Genomic DNA, 18,266 nt, shown 5'->3' with positions numbered 1-18,266 from the left:
GCTATTGGCGGTGGCGAGTTATTCGCTAGCCACCGCGTCGAGGACCGGCTGCTTCAGGGCTCGGGAGGCGGGGGAGACCGAAGCCACCAAGCCCACCAGAATCGCAAGCACCAGGAACACACCCAACTGGTTCCACGGGATGCTCAGCGCTGACAGTCCATTCGCCTGGTACACCGCGCGAATGACTACGCCTGCCGCCACGCCGACCACCATGCCCAGTATCGTGCCGAACACCGCGATGATGGCAGCCTCAATGCCGAGCATGCCACGCACCTGTGCGCGTGAAGTACCAATGGCACGAAGCAATCCGATTTCTTTGGTGCGTTCGGATACGGACAACGCCAACGTGTTCACGATGCCGAAGATGGCAATCACAATCGACAATGCCAGCAACGCGTAGAGCACCAGCAAGATCTGATCGACCATCGAACTCATCGTGGACTTGAATTCGTCGCGATCCTGCACGTTCACCACATAATACGGTTTCACCGCCTTGATGAGCCGAGTCTTCAATGCGGCAACATCAGTACCCTGCTTGGCGTTGATGAACAGCATGATGGTAAACATCGTGTACTGGTTCGCGATCTTGCCGGCCGCATCATCGTTCATCAACACCATCGAACGATAAATGGAGTTCTCGATGATTGCGCCAACCTTCATCGAAACATGCGTGACCTCGGTCTTGGTTTTCACCAACGTCGCCGGATCGACATTCTTCGCATCTTCTGCAGCTTGCTGCGCCTCAGCGGATTTCGCCTGAGCGCCTGACACATCTCCCGAAGCCAGCAGCCGCTGCGCTTCGGAAGTCAAACCGTCAATCTTCGCCTTGACCTGCGCCTGATAATCCTCCTGAGCCTTGGCCGTGGCAGCCTTGTCAATCACCACTTGCCGGCCGTTGACTTTGACGGTATCGCCAACCTTCCAGCCGTTGTCCTTAGCCACTTGCAGACCTACTACCAGTTCACCGTTGCGTAAAGCCTTGTTCGCATCTCCCGAATTGGTCACGGGCGCGAACACCTTGGTGAATAGGGAGGGCTGCTCCGCGAACGTCATTGCCGCGGTCGCATCATCGCCGGAACCATAGGTCACGCCCATAAGCATGCGGCTGCGAGACACTGTACCCACGCCAGCGGTTTTCTTGATGGCGGTGATTGCCTCGTCTGGAATCTGCCCGCTGGACACCGACATAGCGGAAAAATCAGACTTCAGCCCGGAGTCCACAATGCCGGCTACCGAAGCCTTCGCTGAAGCAGCCACCACACCAAGGCAACTGACGATGGCCACGCCCACGAATAATGCAGCCGCCGTGTTCGCCGTACGACGCTTGCTGCGCGAAAGGTTGCGCGTGGCCAACCGTCCGGTGACCGTGAACACATGAGCGGGGATCCAGCCGAGCACCGCACTGGTCGGCGTCACCAAAGCAGGAGCCAATACAATCACGCCGATAACCACCAGACCGGCGCCAATGCCTAGAGGCCAGCCGGTACCAAGCGTCTTTATCCAATCGTTGAAGCCAGTCCAAGGCGAGACGGCAACACCGGCATCATTGGCCCAGGCGATACGCCAGCACAGCAACCAAGCGGCGGCACCCAAAACAACCATGAGCGTGCCGATGATGCCGCGAGGCCAGACCGGCTTCTCAGGGTTGACGGTTTCGTTCATAGCCTGGATCGGTGGCGCAGTCGCCGCACGACGAGCCGGCAACGATGCGCCAATAAACGTGACCAGCACACCCACAAGCAAACCGATGAGCATATCGGAGACGCTGGGATCTACCGCGCTGGTCATTGGTGTACCCATGTTGGCCATCAACGCCACAATGCCCTTGACCATGATCCAGCCCAATCCGATACCGATGCCTGAGCCTACAAGGCCGAGCAGGATGGCCTGCACGGCCACCGTAACGAACACCTGAATGGGGGAGGCGCCAATAGAACGCAGCAGGGCGTAGCCGCGCATCGATTCGCGCACGATCATCGAGAACGTGTTGGTAATGATGAACGAGCCCACGAACAACGCGATAATCGCGAAAATGAGAATCAACGGCTGGATGAAGCCCAGTGCTTTCTTGGTGCTCGCGGCATTGTCGTCGCGCACGCTTTGGCCGGTTATGGCCACCGCATGAGCATCGGATGGCAGTGCATGATTGATGCGGTCGGCCAACGTCTGCTGCTGTTCCACAGTCAATGGCTGCCCGCCGGCTGCCGAACCGTACACCGTGAGATACCGGGCCGTGCCCACCTGGCCGGTTTGCTGTTCGAAATACTTTTTCGCCGTATCCGCATTCAGTCCGATGATGATGGCTCCGGCCTGCGAGGATGCCGTGGAGAAGATACCGACCACACGCACGTCGTGCGGCCCATCCGGGTACACGATTTTCGTGGTGTCGCCGACCTTCAGACCAGCGCTTTCCGCAGCGAACGTGTGCAGGGCGATTTCATCCTTGGATTGCGCCCACCGACCGTGCGTCAGCTTGGCCGATCGCCACGTGCCTTTCGCAAGTCCCATGCCAACGGTTACGCCGCCCATCGTGGAAACGGCGTTATCGTCTTTGCCGACCAATACGAGACCGTTCACCTCATATACGGCCTCGGCCGTATCCACACCGGCGATGCCGTTGAGGGTGTCCACCAGCGAAACGTCGATGCGGTTATATTGCTTCGATTCCGTGGAAGTCGAATCCGAACTTGAGCTCGCAGAACCGGAACCTGAATCAGAGGCCCCGCCAAAGCTCGCTGCCGAATTCTCTTTCTGCTCCTTGTTGCCGCGCACATACACGTCGGCATCGGAGTTCGAGGCCATCATCTGATCGACTTGGTTGTTCATCATCTCGCGGAAGCAGAACGAGCCGACCACAAAACTCACACCCAGCGCAATGGCGATGATGGACATCACGAATCGCCCGAAATGCGCGCGGGCGTCACGCAATCCGATTCTGATCATGCGTGGGTCTCCTCGCCTTCATCCGCGAAGACCTCAAGAATCTGGTCGTAGCTGGGATGCCGCAGATCCTGCGTGATATTGCCGTCCGCCAGCACCAGCACGCGGTCGGCATAGGATGCGGCGCGCGGGTCATGCGTCACCATCACAATCGATTGGCCGTAATCCTTAACGGATTGCTTCAAGAAGCCCAGCACTTCACGGCTGGAATGTGAATCGAGATTGCCGGTGGGCTCGTCGGCGAAAATCACGGACGGCCGCGCCATCATGGCTCGTGCGCAGGCAACGCGCTGCTGCTGACCGCCGGAAAGTTGGCTCGGACGATGCTTCAGACGCTGTTCAAGCCCCACCACATGAACCACTTGGTCGAACCATGCGCGGTCGATGGGCTTTTTGGCGATCTGCAACGGTAGCAGAATGTTTTCCTCGGCGGACAGCGTAGGCACCAGATTGAAGGATTGGAAAATGAAGCCGATTTGTTCGCGGCGCAGTTTGGTCAGTTGCCGTTGATTCATGGCGGAGACTTCCAGCCCCTCCACGATCACCTTGCCGCTGGTCGGCTGGTCAAGTCCCGCCATGCAATGCATCAACGTGGATTTGCCGGAGCCTGAAGGGCCCATAATCGCGGTCATCTGACCGCGCTCGAACTCGACATTCACATGGTTCAACGCGATGACTTGGTTGTCGGCATCGCCATAGATTTTCGTCAAATCAATGGCTCTGGCCACCACATGGTCAGATGGTTTGCTACTGGTTGCTTTGCCGTGCGCGCTGTGCCGTGCCATAATGCCTCAAACATCCTGATTGCTTCACTGAACTACGCTTTATAGTGTATCCAAAGGCTTGAGCGAGGTTCAGCGATAGAAAGGTGCCGCACACATGCGATTTGAACACCATGTTGATGCGTTTATCCGCTATCTCAAAGCCAATCGTGGGCTGAGCGAGAATACGCTCAAAGCGTATCGTGATGATATCGAATCCTGCCTTGGTCTGTTTGTACGCCGTGGTGTCAGTGACCTCAACGAAATCACCATTGATGATTTGCGCAGTTGGATGGCAGTGGAACGCCGCACCCATGCCAAAAGCAGTATGGCGCGCAAAACCGTGGCAGTGCGTGCGTTCTTCGCGTGGGGGTATGAGCATGGGGTATTGCGCACTAATCAGGCTGCGACTTTAGCGACGCCGTCCATTCCGGATACGTTGCCGGATGTGCTCACCGAAGCGCAGGCTCTAGCGCTCATGAACCATGTTGATGATGCTGCCGGTTCTGCTGCAGGCAACGATGATGATACGCATGATTCGTCTGTGGGTAAGCGTGATAAGGGAAAGTCGCAACGGCGGCATGCGGAAGCCCTGCGCAATGCTGCGATTCTCGAACTGCTGTATGCCACGGGGATTCGTGTAGCCGAATTGGTCGCATTGGACGTGGACCATGTGGATTTCTCGGCACGTACGGTTCGTGTAACCGGGAAAGGTAATAAACAACGTGTTGTTCCTTTTGGTGCGCCTTCGATGCGCGCCTTGGAGGAGTGGGTGGCGCAGGGCAGACCCATGTTGGCGAATCTCAAATCCGGGCAGGCGTTATTCCTTGGTGCCAGGGGAGGCCGGCTCGACCAGCGTACGGCGAGGGCCATCGTGCATGACGAGGCGCGAGCGGCTGGTGTGCCGGATATCAGTCCACACGCATTACGTCACTCTGCAGCAACCCACATGTTGAACGGTGGGGCTGATCTGAGGGAAGTGCAGGAAATGCTGGGGCATGCGTCATTGAAGACCACCCAGCGGTATACGCATGTGTCCATTGAGCAGTTGAAAGACCGATATGCCCAAGCGTTCCCCCGGGCGTGACCAGAATGTGGACAGTAACCGATGAACCTGTAATCAGGCTGAACATAGCCTCACAGCGACCATCGATTTAACATATACGTAACATGGAATTTGCTTCTTGTCTCCAAAGTGCGAGACAATGCAATCAATCAGCAACGGGGTTGGTTTGCCGGCAGGCGCGCACAACGCGCCTCTGGTAGCCAGCCCCGTTCGCGTGAAAGTGGGGCTTCGGCCCTGCGACCTTATGAATAGGAGAAAACATATGAAGAAGAAAGCTCTTGCTTTCGCTGCCGTGGCTTGCTCCATGGCTATGCTGCTGAGCGCCTGCGGCGGCTCCAGCTCCAACACCGCCTCCGATACTGCCGGCGCTAACATCATCACCGCTTACAACTCCGAGCCTCAGAACCCGCTGATTCCGTCCAACACCAACGAAACTGGTGGCGGCAAGCCGGGCGATCTGCTGTTCTCCCGTCTGGTCTCCTTCGACAAGGATGGCAAGGCTTCCAACGAAGTGGCTGAGTCCATCACCCCGAACGATGACGCTACCCAGTACACCATCAAGCTGAAGTCCGGCTGGAAGTTCACCGATGGCACCCCGGTCACCGCTGAGTCCTTCACCAAGGCTTGGTCCTACGCTGCCAACGCCAAGAACGCTCAGAAGGCTTCTTCCTTCTTCTCCACCATCAAGGGCTATGACGAGCTGCAGGCTGACGGCCTCAAGGGCACCGAGCAGCTCTCCGGCCTGAAGGTTGTGGACGACACCACCTTCACCGTTGACCTGAACCAGTCCGATTCCGTGTTCCCGATCAAGGTCGGCTACCTGGCCTTCGCTCCGCTGCCGGAGTCCTTCTACAAGGATCCGAAGGCCTTTGGCCAGAAGCCGGTTGGCAACGGCCCGTACAAGCTGGACCACTGGGATCACAACAAGGAAATCGCCCTCGTGAAGAACCCTGACTACAAGGGCAACGAGGAAGTCAAGAACGACGGCGTGACCTTCAAGGTCTACACCGACGACTCCGCCGCTTACCGCGACATCCAGGCTGGCAACCTCGACGTGATGGAATCCGTCCCGGCCGCCTTCACCAAGACCTTCAAGACCGACAAGAAGGTCCAGCCGTACTCCGAGGCTGGCTCCGTCATCCAGACCTTCACCATTCCGTCCACCCTTGACCACTTCAAGAACGACGAAGAAGGCCAGCTGCGTCGCCAGGCCATCTCTATGGCTATCGACCGCGACCAGATCATCGACAAGGTGCTGAACGGCAACGCAACCGCCGCTACCGACTTCACCTCCCCGAAGACCCCGGGCTACTCCGACTCCCTGAACGGTGCTGACAACCTGAAGTTCAACGCCAAGAAGGCTAAGGAACTGTGGGCCAAGGCCGACGCCATCTCCAAGTACGATGGCCCGCTGACCTTCTCCTACAACGCTGATGGTGGCGCTAAGCCGGTTTACGACGCTGTCGTGAACCAGCTGAAGAACAACCTCGGCATCGACGCTTCCACCAACCCGATTCCGACCTTCCAGGAATTCCGCGACGCTGTGACCAACCGTCAGATGACCGGCGCCTTCCGTACCGGCTGGCAGCCTGATTACCCGTCCGCTGAGAACTACCTGTGGCAGCTGTACTCGACCGCTGCTGCTGACGGCAAGGGCTCCAACGATGGTGATTACAAGAACCCTGACTTCGACAACCTGTGCCTGCAGGCTGCTGCTGCCAAGACCACCGATGACGCCAACAAGCTGTACCAGCAGGCTCAGGAGATCCTCCTCAAGGATCTGCCGGCTATCCCGCTGTACTACTCCAACGCTAACGGTGTGGCTTCCCTGAACATCAAGTCCGGCTACGCCTTCGATTGGCAGAACCTCCCGACCTACGCTGCAATGTCCAAGAAGTGAGTTGAAACTCACCTGACATCGAGCATATAGTTCGGTAATTCAAGGGGCGAGGATCGTATGATCCCCGCCCCTTTCATATATTTACGTCCAATAATCGGGCGAGTTAACGTGAGTTTACATACCGCCGTCAAGGCATGCGGTAAACTATCGACGTATTTGCCGACCGGCAAGGGCAACGCATACCCTCCGAAGCCGGTCATGGAATAAGGAGCAACCGTATGGGTAAGTATCTTCTGCGACGTATTCTGCAGATGATCCCCGTGGTTCTCGGCACGACGCTTTTGGTGTACGCGCTTGTCTTCCTGCTGCCTGGCGACCCCGTCAAGGCTATGTTTGGTGATAAGCCGATTAATGAAGCTGTCGCAGCCCAGATCCGCGCAGAGTACCATCTCGATCAGCCGTTCATTGTTCAGTACTTCATCTATCTGAAGAACGCGTTGACCCTCGACTTCGGCAACACCTTCGCCGGCCAGCCTGTTATCGATGAAATCGGCCGTGCCTTCCCGGTCACGATTAAGCTTGGCCTGATGGCATTCGTCTTTGAGGCGATTTTCGGCGTGGTCTTCGGTATCATCTCCGGCCTCAAGAAGGGCAAGTGGTACGACACGGTTATCCTGATCGTCTCCCTGCTGCTTATCTCCGTGCCGACCTTCGTCACCGGCTTTGTGCTGCAGTACCTGCTCGGCATCCAGTGGTCCATCTTGCCGGTGACCGCAGGTGCCGATCCGACCTTCCTTGATTTGCTGATGCCGGCTATGGTGCTTGGCTCAGTGTCAATGGCATATATCATCCGATTGACCCGCGCTGAAATCTCCTCCAACATCGCTGAGGATTACGTGCGCACCGCACGCGCCAAGGGCATGTCCAACGGACAGGTGATGCTGCGCCACGTACTGCGCAACTCCCTGATTCCGGTCGTCACCTACTTGGGCCAGGACATTGGCGGCCTGATGGGTGGCGCAATGATCACCGAACAGATCTTCAATATCCACGGCATCGGCTTCCTTACCTACCAGTCCATTCTGAAGGGTGAAGCCAACCTCGTGGTGTCCATCGTCACGTTGCTCATGCTGATCTTCGTGGTGTGCAACCTCGTCGTCGATATGCTGTACGCGGCCCTCGATCCGCGCATCCGCTACGCGTGAGAAGGAGAGGAGTGAACAACATGACTAACGAAAATCTCGACAACGAGCTTGATAATTCTGGCGAGCCGACTCCTGAGTACTTCATGGAAACCCTGCCTGGTCAAGATCGTTACGTGGCTCCCATTGATGAGACTCCGCTTCAGGATGTCGATTCCGTGGATGAGTCCGCTCCGGCCACCAGCATGTGGGCCGACGCATGGCGAACCCTGCGACGCAACCCGCTGTTCATCATCTCGGGCTTGCTCATTATCTTCATCATCATTGTGGCTATCGCCCCGGGCCTGTTCACCAAGCAGGATCCGAACGCTTGCGATCTGGCCAACTCCCTGAGCGCAGCTTCCAGCGGTCATCCGTTCGGCTACGACCTGCAGGGCTGCGATGTCTACACTCGTGTGGTGTACGGCACCCGCACCTCCCTGTCCGTCGGCTTGCTTTCCACACTGCTTGTGGTGGCTCTTGGTACGCTCATCGGTGCCATCGCCGGTTTCTGCGGTGGCTGGATTGACGCCGTGCTGAGCCGTATCACCGATATCTTCTTCGCACTGCCTATGCTGCTTGGTGCCATCGTTGTGCTGCAGATGTTCAAGTCCTCCAAGTCCATCTGGAAGGTCGTGCTCGTGCTAGCGCTCTTCGGCTGGGTCGGTGTGTGCCGTATCGCACGAAGCGCAGTGCTTGAAGCCAAGAACCTTGAGTTCAACACCGCATCCACCGCACTGGGCTCCACGCCTATGCGCAACCTGTTCCGCCACATCCTGCCGAACTCCTTGGCCCCGATCATCGTTATCGGCACCACGTCTCTGGCTTCCTACATTGTGGCCGAAGCAACGCTGAGCTTCCTTGGTGTGGGCCTGCCCACCACCACCGTGAGCTGGGGCGGCGATATCTCCAGCGCCCAGACCAACCTGCAGACCGATCCGCTCGTGCTGTTCTACCCGTCTGCCGCACTGGCTATCACCGTGCTTGCATTCATCATGATGGGTGACGCCGTCAAGGATGCCCTTGACCCGAAGAGCCGTACGGCCTGAGCAAGGGAGTAGAGGAATAATTATGACTACCAACTCCAACGCACAGATGCTGGCCATGCAGAAAGAGCATGGTCCTCTGCTCGAAGTCAAGGATCTCGCCGTCGACTTCACCACGGACACCGGCAAGCCGGTGCACGCCGTGCGCAACTCCTCCTTCACCGTTTACCCAGGCCAGTGGGTGGCCATCGTGGGTGAATCCGGTTCCGGTAAGTCCACCTCCGCTATGGCTGTGCTCGGTTTGCTGCCGGGCACCGGTCATGTGGTCGGTGGCTCCATCAAGCTCGACGGTCAGGAGATCGCCGGCGCCAAGCAGTCTGAATTCGACAAGTTGCGCGGCACGAAGATGGGTCTGGTCCCGCAGGACCCGATGAGCAACCTGAACCCGGTGTGGCGTATCGGCACCCAGGTCAAGGAAGCCCTGAAGGCCAACAACATGGACGTGGCCCACGAGAAGCGCTCCGCCCTCGCCAAGGCTCTGGCCGGCGAAGACGCAGCCGTGGAACTCAAGGGCAACGATGATGAGACCTTCCTTGGTTCCAAGGATCTGCCCGCTCTGATGGAAGATGCCAAGAAGGCTTTGACTGAAGCCGGCGTGACCGGTGAAGCCTTCGACAAGGCCGTGGCACGTTTTGAAAGCGAATGGGTTCCGGGCTCCGAAACCCGTTGGCGTGTGGCTGATGATCTGATCAAGGCTGGCGTTTCCGACGATCAGGCATGGTACTTGGCCAAGAAGTACGTCACCGGTTCCAGCATGGACGATCGTATTGCAGGCCTGCTTTCCGAAGCTGGTCTGCCGGATGCCGCAACCCGTGCACGCCAGTACCCGCATGAGTTCTCCGGTGGTATGCGTCAGCGTGCACTGATCGCCATCGGTCTGGCTTGCCGCCCTGACCTGCTTATCGCCGACGAGCCGACCTCTGCACTGGACGTGACCGTGCAGAAGCGCATCCTCGACCACCTGCACTACCTGACCGACTCCCTCGGCACCGCAGTGCTGTTCATCACCCACGATCTGGGTCTCGCCGCTGAGCGCGCTCAGCACATCGTCGTGATGTACAAGGGCCAGGTCGTTGAATCCGGTCCATCTCTGGAAGTGCTTCAGCACCCGCAGCACCCGTACACCAAGCGACTGGTGGCTGCAGCTCCGTCTCTGGCTTCCCAGCGCATTATCTCCGCCAAGGAACGTGGCGAGAACGCCGACGCTCTGCTGGATCACAAGGTTGCCGACGAGAACGAGCTCGAAAAGAGCGAGCACATCATCACCGTCGATCACCTGACCAAGGAGTTCAAGCTCCCGCGCAAGAAGGAACTGTTCAAGGCCGTCGATGACGTGTCCTTCTCCGTCAAGCGCGGCACCACCCTGGCCATCGTGGGTGAATCCGGTTCCGGTAAGTCCACCGTGGCAAACATGGTGCTCCACCTGCTGAATCCCACCTCCGGTAAGGTGTTCTACGAAGGCCGCGACACTTCGACCTTCAATGCCAAGGATTTGCTGGACTTCCGCCGCCATGTGCAGCCGGTGTTCCAGAACCCGTACGGCTCCCTGGATCCGATGTACTCCATCTACCGTTCCATCGAAGAACCGCTGCGTATCCACAAGATTGGTGACGCCAAGTGGCGTGCCAACCGTGTCAAGGAACTGCTCGACATGGTGGAAATGCCGCAGTCGGTGATGGGCCGTTACCCGAACGAGCTTTCCGGTGGCCAGCGTCAGCGTATCGCCATCGCACGAGCTATGGCGCTCGACCCGGATGTCATCGTCTGCGACGAGGCCGTCTCCGCTCTTGACGTGCTGGTTCAGGATCAGGTGCTGCACCTGCTCAACGACCTGCAGGCTGAAAAGGGTCTGAGCTACCTGTTCATCACCCACGATTTGGCTGTGGTCCGCCAGATTGCAGACGAAGTCGTGGTGATGCAGCACGGCAAGCTCGTCGAACACGCCACCACCGATGAGGTGTTCGACCACCCGCAGAAGCAGTACACCCGAGACCTGCTCGACGCCATCCCAGGCGGCAAGCTCCAGCTCGGCCTGGACTGATAAGTCTGCTGATCTGACGCTATAAAAAGCTCCTTCTTCGTGAAGGAGCTTTTTCTGTATGCGCAAGTGCTGAATCACACGTCATAGGTGATGGTCAGAGGAGCGTGATCCGACCAGCGCAGGTCATAAGTGGGCGCCTTGTCGATCACGAATCCACGGGCGGTTTCCGCAAGCTCAGGAGTAGCGAACTGATAATCGATACGCCAGCCGACATTGTTGTCGAACGCACGGCCACGCTGACTCCACCAGGTGTACGGGCCTTGAATATCGCCCGCCAAGTCTCGCATCACATCAACGAATTCGTATTCGTTGAGCCACTTGTCCACGTACGCGCGTTCCTCAGGCAGGAATCCCGCATGCTTTTCGTTGGCCTTGGCATTTTTGATGTCAAGCGGCGTGTGCGCGATGTTGAAATCACCGCAGAGTACCGCCTGCTTACCGCCACGTGCAGCTTCATCGCGTATTTCGCCTAAACGCGGCAGCATCGCGTCCAAGAACCGGTACTTCTGTTCCATTTTGAGCGGATCATCGGTATTACCGGCGTGCACATAGACACATACCACAGTGATCACATAGCCCTGCGGCGTGCGAATATCGGTTTCGATCCAGCGGCCGGAATCCACATCTTCGCTTAATCCCGGCAATCCGTAACGTTGTTCGACAACCGGCAGATCAGCGAGCAACGCCACACCAGCACGGCCTTTCACCCGGCAAATCTCATTGGTGAGCGTGAAATCCTCAGCGGAGTCGATAGCTCCGGCAGCAGCATATTCGAACGCAAGCTTGCCGAAGATCTTGTCGATATCCGGCTGCGGGGCGCGAACCTCCTGCATGCACCAAATATTCGGCGTATGCCGGCCCGCCCAGGTGGTTATGCCCTTGCGGTCGGCAGCACGCAGGCCATTGACGTTGGAAGTGGTGATAGTGATGGTCATGCGGCCATAGTATGCATGTTTGCCTACCAAATGCACGCATGACGGCCTGCACACCTCTTCAATCAACGAAGACCGATCCATCGGCAACGTCAATGTTCAGCTTTCTTTGAGCCGGGGTGCTAGGCTTAGCAGGGTTGCAACCGTTAGACGAAACGAGGAATTATGGGACTGTTCGGATTCGGTAAGAAGAAGAGCAAGAAGGAAGCCGAGCCGGCTGAAACCGTCGATGAAGACAAGGTGGCCGCCGAAGCCGCTAATGCGGCAGCGAAGGCCGAAAGCGCCGAAACCGTGTTGGCTGAGCCGTCCAGTGAATATGAGGGCCGTGGCGAAGAGCGTGGTCCGTGGGACGTGAATGACGAAGACGTGCCCGACTACGACGATTACCTGGATCTTGGTGCCTACTATCTGCCGTTCCTGAAGGGCATCGAGCTGCGCATCAAGGCCAGCCGCGCCACCCAGCAGGTACTGGGCTCCACCATTACCTTTGGCGCATCCAGCCTCGAAATCGAAGCATTCGCCGCTCCGAAGACCATGGGTCTGTGGGATGATGTGCGCGCCGACCTCTTGGAAGCCAACAAGAACGCGTCCGAAGTCGAAGGCGTGTTCGGCACTGAGCTGAAATTGCCGGTCAACGTCAAGGGCGGTAAAACCGTGAACACCCGCATTGTGGGCGTGGATGGTCCGCGTTGGATGCTGCGTGGCATCTTCTCCGGCAAGGCCGCAGTGGATCCGGATAGCCCGGAGACCGAAGCATTGAACAAATTCTTTGCGGATATCGTGGTGGAGCGCGGCGAAGAGCCGTTGGCTCCGCGCGATCTCATCCCAATGCACCCGCCGGTCGCTCCCGCTGAGCGCAAGGCAGCCAAGGCCGCTGCCGAGGCCGAAGGCGAAGGCAAGGAGCACTTCAAGGACATTCCGGATAACAAGCCGAAGGGCCCGCTGAGCCAGGATCAGACCACCGAAGTCAAGACCACGCTCGCCCGCGGCCCGATGTTCTCCGAAGTCCGCTGACCTCCACACGAGCCTCCCTCTGATGAGGGAGGTGGCAGGCGAAGCCTGACGGAGGGAGAGACTTCAGACAACAGAGGTAACCGAGGCAACAGAGGAAAGAGACTTGGCAGATAAGAAGCGCACTGGTTTATCCGCGCTGGCCGACGCCGGCAATAATGATGCGGGGGATTTCTCCGTCATTGATGCCATCGGCGGCCCGCGCGGCGTCGTGGAATCCATGCTGCCCGGCGTGGTGTTCGTCGTACTGTTCGTGGCCACGAGCAACCTGAACCTCACCATCGCCGTATCCGCAGTATTGGCCATTGTGCAGGTTCTTGTACGACTGATTCAACGGCAGTCGGTGATGGGTGCGGTTTCCGGTCTGATTGCGGTCGGCATCTGCCTGGTCTGGGCATGGCAAACCCATGAGGCGCGCAATTATTACATCTTCGGTTTCATCACCAATGCCGCCTATGCCGTACTGTTGACGGTTTCCCTGATTGCCCGCGTGCCTGGACTCGGCTTGGTGGTGGAATTCATTCGCAGCCTGCCTACCGAGCAGTTCAAGGCATGGTTTGCCGATTGGATGAACGATAAGTCGCTGAAGCGCGCGTACATGATTATCACCGGTTTGTGGACTGGTTTGTTCGTGCTGCGTCTGCTGGTGCAGGTGCCGCTGTACGTTACCAATCATGTGGCGGCTTTGGGGGTTACTCGTCTGCTCATGGGCATTCCGTTCTGGGCATTGGCGATTTGGGTAAGCTATTTGATCATTGCCACTCCTATGCACCGGCATAAGGCCCTTGCCAGAAAGGACAACAACAACGATGCAAGCTGAGGTCCGCATCGAGCGATACGCCGATCAAGGCCGCTGCGTGGCCCATATCGATGGCCGCGTGGTATTCGTGCGCTTCGCCTTGCCCGGCGAATTGCTGCGCATCGAGCTTGACGAACCGCATGACCGTGACGATCGTTTCTGGACCGGCGAAGTGGTGGAAGTGCTCGAACCGTCACCCGATCGCGTCGCTCCGGCATGGCCATTGGCCGGCCCGCTGGCCATGGGCGGGGGAGTAGGCGGCGCCGACCTCGTGCATGTATCGCTGCCCGGCCAGATTCGCTGGAAGGCCATCACCGTGTCCGAGCAGATGAGCCGGCTCGGTCATGTGGATGTCGCAGTTCCGGTGGAACGTATCGCCGGCGATGAGGAGCTTGGCGGGCTCCATTGGCGTACCCGCATCGAGATGATTGTCGATGAACAAGGCCGCCCCTCCATGCGTCGACGTGGCACGCATCATCGTGTGGCCATTGACACCATGCCATTGGCCAGCCGCACACTGTTGGACGTTGCCGAGCGCGAGCACATCTGGGATGGCGGATTCGAGCCCGGCTCGCAAATCAGGCTTTCGGTTCCCGAACCTCGCGGCGAGCAAGCATTGCCTAATGATTACGCGGTGCTGGTCGACGGCGAGCTGCGTTCCGGAACCCAGCTGCTCACCGAACAGGTGTCGGTTAACGGCACCATGTTCACCTACCATGTTGATGCCGGCGGCTTCTGGCAGATGCATCGTATGGCGCCGATGGCATTGACCACACATGTGATCGGTCTGGTCAATAATCAATTACAGGGCAAACCTGATCCGGTGATCTGGGATTTGTATTCCGGCTCCGGCCTGTTCACCCTGCCTCTGGCCAGCCTGACCGGCGAGCGTACGCATATGTTCAGCGTTGAGGGCGCGCCAGTTGCCGTGAAGAACGCGCAGCGCAATCTGAGAGCCATGAATCTCACGAACGTGGATGCCCGAACCGGCGATGTGTCGCGCACGCTGAACCACGTGCCCGCTAATCTGGCCAAACCGGATGTGGTGGTGCTTGATCCGCCGCGCGCAGGGGCCAAGGCCAAGGTCTGCCGTCAGATCGCAGCATCCGGTGCCGCCAACGTGGTGTACATCGCCTGCGACCCAACATCGTTGGCCCGCGATACGGCCACCTTGACTGCCGAAGGCTATCAGCTTACGGATATTCGCGCGTTCGACATCTACCCGATGACCCACCACGTGGAAACCGTGGCACTGTTCACCCGCTGATACTGCCGCTATGATGCGAATCATGAACCAACGAATCATCGGCGCCATCGCATTATGCCTGACCGCCCTGCTTTCGCTCACCGCTTGCACTCCCGTAGGCCATGCGGTGGGCGATACGCAAGACAAGCCGTCGAGCATCTCCCATGATTCCATTCATATTTCCGACATGTCGATCGGTCTGGTCGGCTCCGAGGATTCCGCGGCGGACAAGCTTGCCATCGACGCGCTTGCCGATGCGGGCATCAGTGTCCACTATGCGTCGCTCGGCACCACGGAAACCACTAGCGAATCCTCACCGAACACCGATCAGAACAGTGACGGCGCTGCGCAATCAGCAGATCAATCAGCTGATCAATCCAATAATCAATCAACGCAACAATCCGCCAAACAGCGTGCCGAGGATACCACCGCACAGCATGCGGTCGAGGACTTCCTCACCCGACCGGTGAGTTTGCTGCTGATCAGCGGCATTAATGTGACGGATGCCAATCGCGAATCCTGGAATCAGACATTGACCGATGCGCGGGAGGCCGGCATCCCGGTCGCCTTGCTGAATCCGCGCGGACTGCCGGACGATGATCTGCTGTATGCCGCGACCCTCACCGTCAATGATCGGGATGCCAACGCCACCCGTATCGCGGACGCGGCGATGACCATCATCCGTGATGAGCCGCATGAGCGCACCATCGCGGTATCCACCGTATCCTCACGGTAATATGTTCAGCGCTGAACCGTGCACGGCAGCACACGCGGTAGGCTGGACGTCATGAGCGCAACAACGGACACGATGCCCCACATCACGGCAGCCGGATTGAATAGCCAGCAGGTTCAGGAACGGCTGGATTCCGGCAAATCGAACGCGGTGAAAACCTCCACTTCCAGATCGGTTGCCGACATTATCCGCGCCAACGTGTTCACACTGTTCAACGGCATCATCTTCGCCGCCATGGTGATGGTGCTGCTCACCGGGTCATGGAAGGATTCGGTGTTCGGCTTCGTCATCATCATCAACACCGGCATCGGCATCATCACCGAACTCAAGGCCAAACGCACACTGGATAAGCTTTCCATTCTCGTGGCCTCGGATTATCTGGTTCGTCGCAACGGCAAGGATGTCGGCGTGCCGCATAACGGTATTGTGCTCGACGATCTGCTGTGGATCCGCTCCGGCGAACAGGTGCCGGCGGATGGTCAGATCGTACAAACCTGGGGACTCGAGCTTGACGAATCGATGCTGACCGGCGAATCGCGCACTGTACGACACCAAGCGGGGGAGCAGGTCTACTCCGGTTCCACCGCGGTTTCCGGCATGGCATTGGTTCGCGTCACCGCCGTGGGTGCGCACTCGTATGCGGCCACGTTGACCGCGCAGGCCAAGGTGTACAAGAAAACCGTGTCCGACCTGAATAAGGGCATCAATACGATCCTGAAATTCATGACCTTCCTCGTGGTGCCGTTATGCGCACTGCTGATCCTCTCGCAGATTCACACGGTCGGCGGCTTGAATCACGCCATCGCCACCGGAGAATGGCGCGGGGCCGTGGTCTCCGCGGTGGCCGGCGTGGTGGGCATGATTCCTGAAGGTCTGGTGCTGCTGACCTCCTTGAACTTCGCTGTGGCGGCAATGCGGCTCGCCCGGCATAACACGCTGGTGCAGGAGCTGGAGTCCGTGGAAACGCTCGCACGCGTGGACGCATTGAACCTTGATAAAACCGGCACGATCACCGATGGTGGCATCGCCTTCAACCGGCTGATTATGCTCGATACCGCGGCTGGTGCGAATGCTGAGAGGGAAGCGACGCAGGCGTTATTCGACTGCTGCAATGAGGAGCAGCCCAACGGCACCGGCAAGGCTGTGCTTGTGGGATTGCAGGCACAGGACTATGCGCCGGGGCACGTTAGCGCGCGTGTGCCGTTCTCTTCGGCGCGCAAGTGGAGCGCGGTAGTCAAACCGGATGGTGTGTGGACCATGGGTGCGCCAGAGGTGATTCTTTCGGCGCTCGACGGGGATTATGCGGATGTGCTGCGGCAAGTCAACGAATACGCCAACGAAGGCAATCGCGTGCTGCTGGTCGCGAGGTCTCTCCCCCAGTCGGCTGCGCCGACAGCGCTTTCATCGCAAGGAACCAAGGTTGCGGACAGTCCGCGGCTGGACGCGCATGCCCAGCCGGTTGCGTTGGTATTGTGCGCCGAACAGGTGCGCGCTGACGCCGAACAGACGCTCGCATGGTTCCGCGAACAAGGTGTACGCTGCCGCGTGATCTCCGGTGATAATCCGGTGACCGTCGGCGCCATAGCCCGCAAGGTGAAACTCACCGGGGAACGAGCACCAGTGGCGATGGATGCGTGCAAACTGCCCGAAGACGTGGACGAACTGGCCCGCGTATTGGAAAACGTTGATGTGCTGGGTCGAGTGCTGCCGAATCAGAAGAAGGCGATTGTTGAGGCGCTGCACGCCCAAGGCCATGTGGTGGCCATGACCGGTGACGGTGTGAACGACGCGCTCGCCATCAAAGAGGCGGATCTGGGCATTGCGATGGGCAATGCGGCCTCGGCCACCAAAGCCGTGGCGCAAGTGGTGCTCGTCGATTCCAAATTCTCGCATCTGCCTGACGTGGTGGCGCGAGGCCGCCAAGTGATGGCCAACATGGAACGTGTGGCCAGCCTGTTCCTGGTGAAAACCGTGTACTCCGCGCTGATCTCGCTGGGTGTGGTATTGACGCAGATCCCATATCCGTATCTGCCGCGCCACATCACGTATATTGGTGCGCTCACCATCGGTATGCCGGCGTTCGTGCTGGCCTTGGCGCCGAACACCCGCCGCTATATTCCCGGATTCCTCAAACGCGTGGTGAAATTCGCGTTGCCCGGTGGCATCGCCACGGCATTGTCGGTGTTGCTGGCCGCTTGGACGCTGCCGAGGGTGATGGGTTGGGATGTGGCGAACAATGCCGCCGATCTGGCGTCCCTGCGTGCCACCAGCGCCATTATCCTGTTTTTGATGGGCGTGTTCGTTTTGGCTCGCGTGGCACGGCCGCTCAACAGTTGGCGTGGGGGATTGGTCGCCGTGTTCGCCGCCGCTGGTGTGATTGGATTGTTCATTCCATTCGTTGCGAAGTTCTTCGCTTTGATGATTCCCACCGGCACTACGTTGCTGGCTACGGTGATTGCGCTGGTGGGTGCTGCGGTGATCTTCGCATTGTGCCTATGGCTGGTGCCGCTTGCAGGCCATGCCACGGCCACAATACTGCGCCGGCACGGTTTCGCCATATAAAAAAGCGCATATTGTCTCACGTTTCAAGCCGACACGCCAGAGGTAAAGTAACGTACCCGTACCATTTGAAGGGGATAATCAGCGGCATTACAAGCCGATACATGATTT

13 protein-coding genes are annotated in these 18,266 nt (G+C 58.5%); 10 read left to right on the top strand and 3 right to left on the bottom strand.

Translation table 11 applies throughout. The annotated features are described in order from the left end of the window. Nucleotides 1-18: 18 nt before the first annotated feature. Nucleotides 19-2,943 carry an ABC transporter permease gene (locus tag JS530_RS08370; RefSeq protein WP_214376719.1) on the bottom strand — a complete coding sequence of 975 codons (2,925 nt, stop codon included), beginning with the start codon at nucleotides 2,941-2,943 and terminating at the stop codon, nucleotides 19-21. Continuing rightward, a complete protein-coding gene (locus JS530_RS08365) occupies nucleotides 2,940-3,725 on the bottom strand; it encodes an ABC transporter ATP-binding protein (protein WP_214376718.1) in 786 nt (261 codons plus the stop codon). Before JS530_RS08365 ends, JS530_RS08370 begins: the two co-directional genes overlap by 4 nt. A gap of 94 nt (nucleotides 3,726-3,819) precedes the next feature. On the opposite strand from JS530_RS08365, the gene JS530_RS08360 reads away from it, so the two are divergent. The 5 genes from JS530_RS08360 to JS530_RS08340 all read left to right on the top strand — a co-directional run bounded on the left by JS530_RS08360 (nucleotide 3,820) and on the right by JS530_RS08340 (nucleotide 10,875). Next, on the top strand, nucleotides 3,820-4,788 hold the full coding sequence (locus JS530_RS08360) for a tyrosine recombinase XerC (RefSeq protein WP_214376717.1): 969 nt from the start codon (nucleotides 3,820-3,822) through the stop codon (nucleotides 4,786-4,788). Nucleotides 4,789-5,029: 241 nt separating this feature from the next. After that, nucleotides 5,030-6,667 carry a peptide ABC transporter substrate-binding protein gene (locus JS530_RS08355; protein ID WP_214376716.1) on the top strand — a complete coding sequence of 546 codons (1,638 nt, stop codon included), beginning with the start codon at nucleotides 5,030-5,032 and terminating at the stop codon, nucleotides 6,665-6,667. Nucleotides 6,668-6,885: 218 nt separating this feature from the next. Beyond that, complete coding sequence (locus tag JS530_RS08350) at nucleotides 6,886-7,812, top strand: ABC transporter permease (RefSeq protein WP_033890082.1); 927 nt, start codon at nucleotides 6,886-6,888, stop codon at nucleotides 7,810-7,812. 20 nt (nucleotides 7,813-7,832) lie between these two features. Continuing rightward, the gene (locus JS530_RS08345; protein ID WP_033890176.1) at nucleotides 7,833-8,837 is read left to right on the top strand and encodes an ABC transporter permease; all 1,005 of its coding nucleotides are present in this window, start codon (nucleotides 7,833-7,835) and stop codon (nucleotides 8,835-8,837) included. 22 nt (nucleotides 8,838-8,859) lie between these two features. Beyond that, nucleotides 8,860-10,875, top strand: a complete 2,016-nt coding sequence (locus tag JS530_RS08340) for a dipeptide ABC transporter ATP-binding protein (RefSeq protein ID WP_101625011.1) — start codon at nucleotides 8,860-8,862, stop codon at nucleotides 10,873-10,875. 74 nt (nucleotides 10,876-10,949) lie between these two features. Here the strand turns inward: JS530_RS08340 and JS530_RS08335 are convergent, their stop codons facing one another. Then, entirely contained in the window at nucleotides 10,950-11,810 is an 861-nt protein-coding gene (locus JS530_RS08335; RefSeq protein ID WP_214376715.1) for an exodeoxyribonuclease III, read from the bottom strand. A gap of 162 nt (nucleotides 11,811-11,972) precedes the next feature. Here JS530_RS08335 and JS530_RS08330 point away from each other — a divergent pair, with 162 nt between their 5' ends. The 5 genes from JS530_RS08330 (at nucleotide 11,973) to JS530_RS08310 (ending at nucleotide 18,158) form a co-directional block, all read left to right on the top strand. Beyond that, nucleotides 11,973-12,821 carry a DUF3710 domain-containing protein gene (locus JS530_RS08330; RefSeq protein WP_214376714.1) on the top strand — a complete coding sequence of 283 codons (849 nt, stop codon included), beginning with the start codon at nucleotides 11,973-11,975 and terminating at the stop codon, nucleotides 12,819-12,821. Between the two features lie 103 nt (nucleotides 12,822-12,924). Continuing rightward, the gene (locus tag JS530_RS08325; protein ID WP_214376713.1) at nucleotides 12,925-13,638 is read left to right on the top strand and encodes a DUF3159 domain-containing protein; all 714 of its coding nucleotides are present in this window, start codon (nucleotides 12,925-12,927) and stop codon (nucleotides 13,636-13,638) included. Continuing rightward, nucleotides 13,628-14,884, top strand: coding sequence for a class I SAM-dependent RNA methyltransferase (locus JS530_RS08320; RefSeq protein ID WP_214376712.1), 1,257 nt, complete (start codon nucleotides 13,628-13,630; stop codon nucleotides 14,882-14,884). The genes JS530_RS08325 and JS530_RS08320 overlap by 11 nt, the downstream gene beginning before the upstream one ends. 22 nt (nucleotides 14,885-14,906) lie before the next feature. Further along, nucleotides 14,907-15,599 carry a type 1 periplasmic-binding domain-containing protein gene (locus tag JS530_RS08315; protein WP_214376711.1) on the top strand — a complete coding sequence of 231 codons (693 nt, stop codon included), beginning with the start codon at nucleotides 14,907-14,909 and terminating at the stop codon, nucleotides 15,597-15,599. A gap of 51 nt (nucleotides 15,600-15,650) precedes the next feature. Next, nucleotides 15,651-18,158, top strand: a complete 2,508-nt coding sequence (locus tag JS530_RS08310; RefSeq protein ID WP_214376710.1) for an HAD-IC family P-type ATPase — start codon at nucleotides 15,651-15,653, stop codon at nucleotides 18,156-18,158. Nucleotides 18,159-18,266: the final 108 nt, after the last annotated feature.

Source organism: Bifidobacterium colobi (assembly GCF_018555455.1).
Taxonomy (GTDB): Bacteria; Actinomycetota; Actinomycetes; order Actinomycetales; family Bifidobacteriaceae; genus Bifidobacterium; species Bifidobacterium colobi.
Note: the sequence above shows the minus strand (reverse complement) of the source record. Positions and strands in the feature narration are given on the sequence as shown.

What these genes read in the sequence shown, in the direction of transcription:
- JS530_RS08370 (WP_214376719.1), bottom strand. Translation starts at nt 2,943, where the DNA reads ATGATCAGAATCGGATTGCGTGACGCCCGCGCGCATTTCGGGCGATTC.
- JS530_RS08365 (WP_214376718.1), bottom strand. Translation starts at nt 3,725, where the DNA reads ATGGCACGGCACAGCGCGCACGGCAAAGCAACCAGTAGCAAACCATCT.
- JS530_RS08360 (WP_214376717.1), top strand. Translation starts at nt 3,820, where the DNA reads ATGCGATTTGAACACCATGTTGATGCGTTTATCCGCTATCTCAAAGCC.
- JS530_RS08355 (WP_214376716.1), top strand. Translation starts at nt 5,030, where the DNA reads ATGAAGAAGAAAGCTCTTGCTTTCGCTGCCGTGGCTTGCTCCATGGCT.
- JS530_RS08350 (WP_033890082.1), top strand. Translation starts at nt 6,886, where the DNA reads ATGGGTAAGTATCTTCTGCGACGTATTCTGCAGATGATCCCCGTGGTT.
- JS530_RS08345 (WP_033890176.1), top strand. Translation starts at nt 7,833, where the DNA reads ATGACTAACGAAAATCTCGACAACGAGCTTGATAATTCTGGCGAGCCG.
- JS530_RS08340 (WP_101625011.1), top strand. Translation starts at nt 8,860, where the DNA reads ATGACTACCAACTCCAACGCACAGATGCTGGCCATGCAGAAAGAGCAT.
- JS530_RS08335 (WP_214376715.1), bottom strand. Translation starts at nt 11,810, where the DNA reads ATGACCATCACTATCACCACTTCCAACGTCAATGGCCTGCGTGCTGCC.
- JS530_RS08330 (WP_214376714.1), top strand. Translation starts at nt 11,973, where the DNA reads ATGGGACTGTTCGGATTCGGTAAGAAGAAGAGCAAGAAGGAAGCCGAG.
- JS530_RS08320 (WP_214376712.1), top strand. Translation starts at nt 13,628, where the DNA reads ATGCAAGCTGAGGTCCGCATCGAGCGATACGCCGATCAAGGCCGCTGC.
- JS530_RS08315 (WP_214376711.1), top strand. Translation starts at nt 14,907, where the DNA reads ATGAACCAACGAATCATCGGCGCCATCGCATTATGCCTGACCGCCCTG.
- JS530_RS08310 (WP_214376710.1), top strand. Translation starts at nt 15,651, where the DNA reads ATGAGCGCAACAACGGACACGATGCCCCACATCACGGCAGCCGGATTG.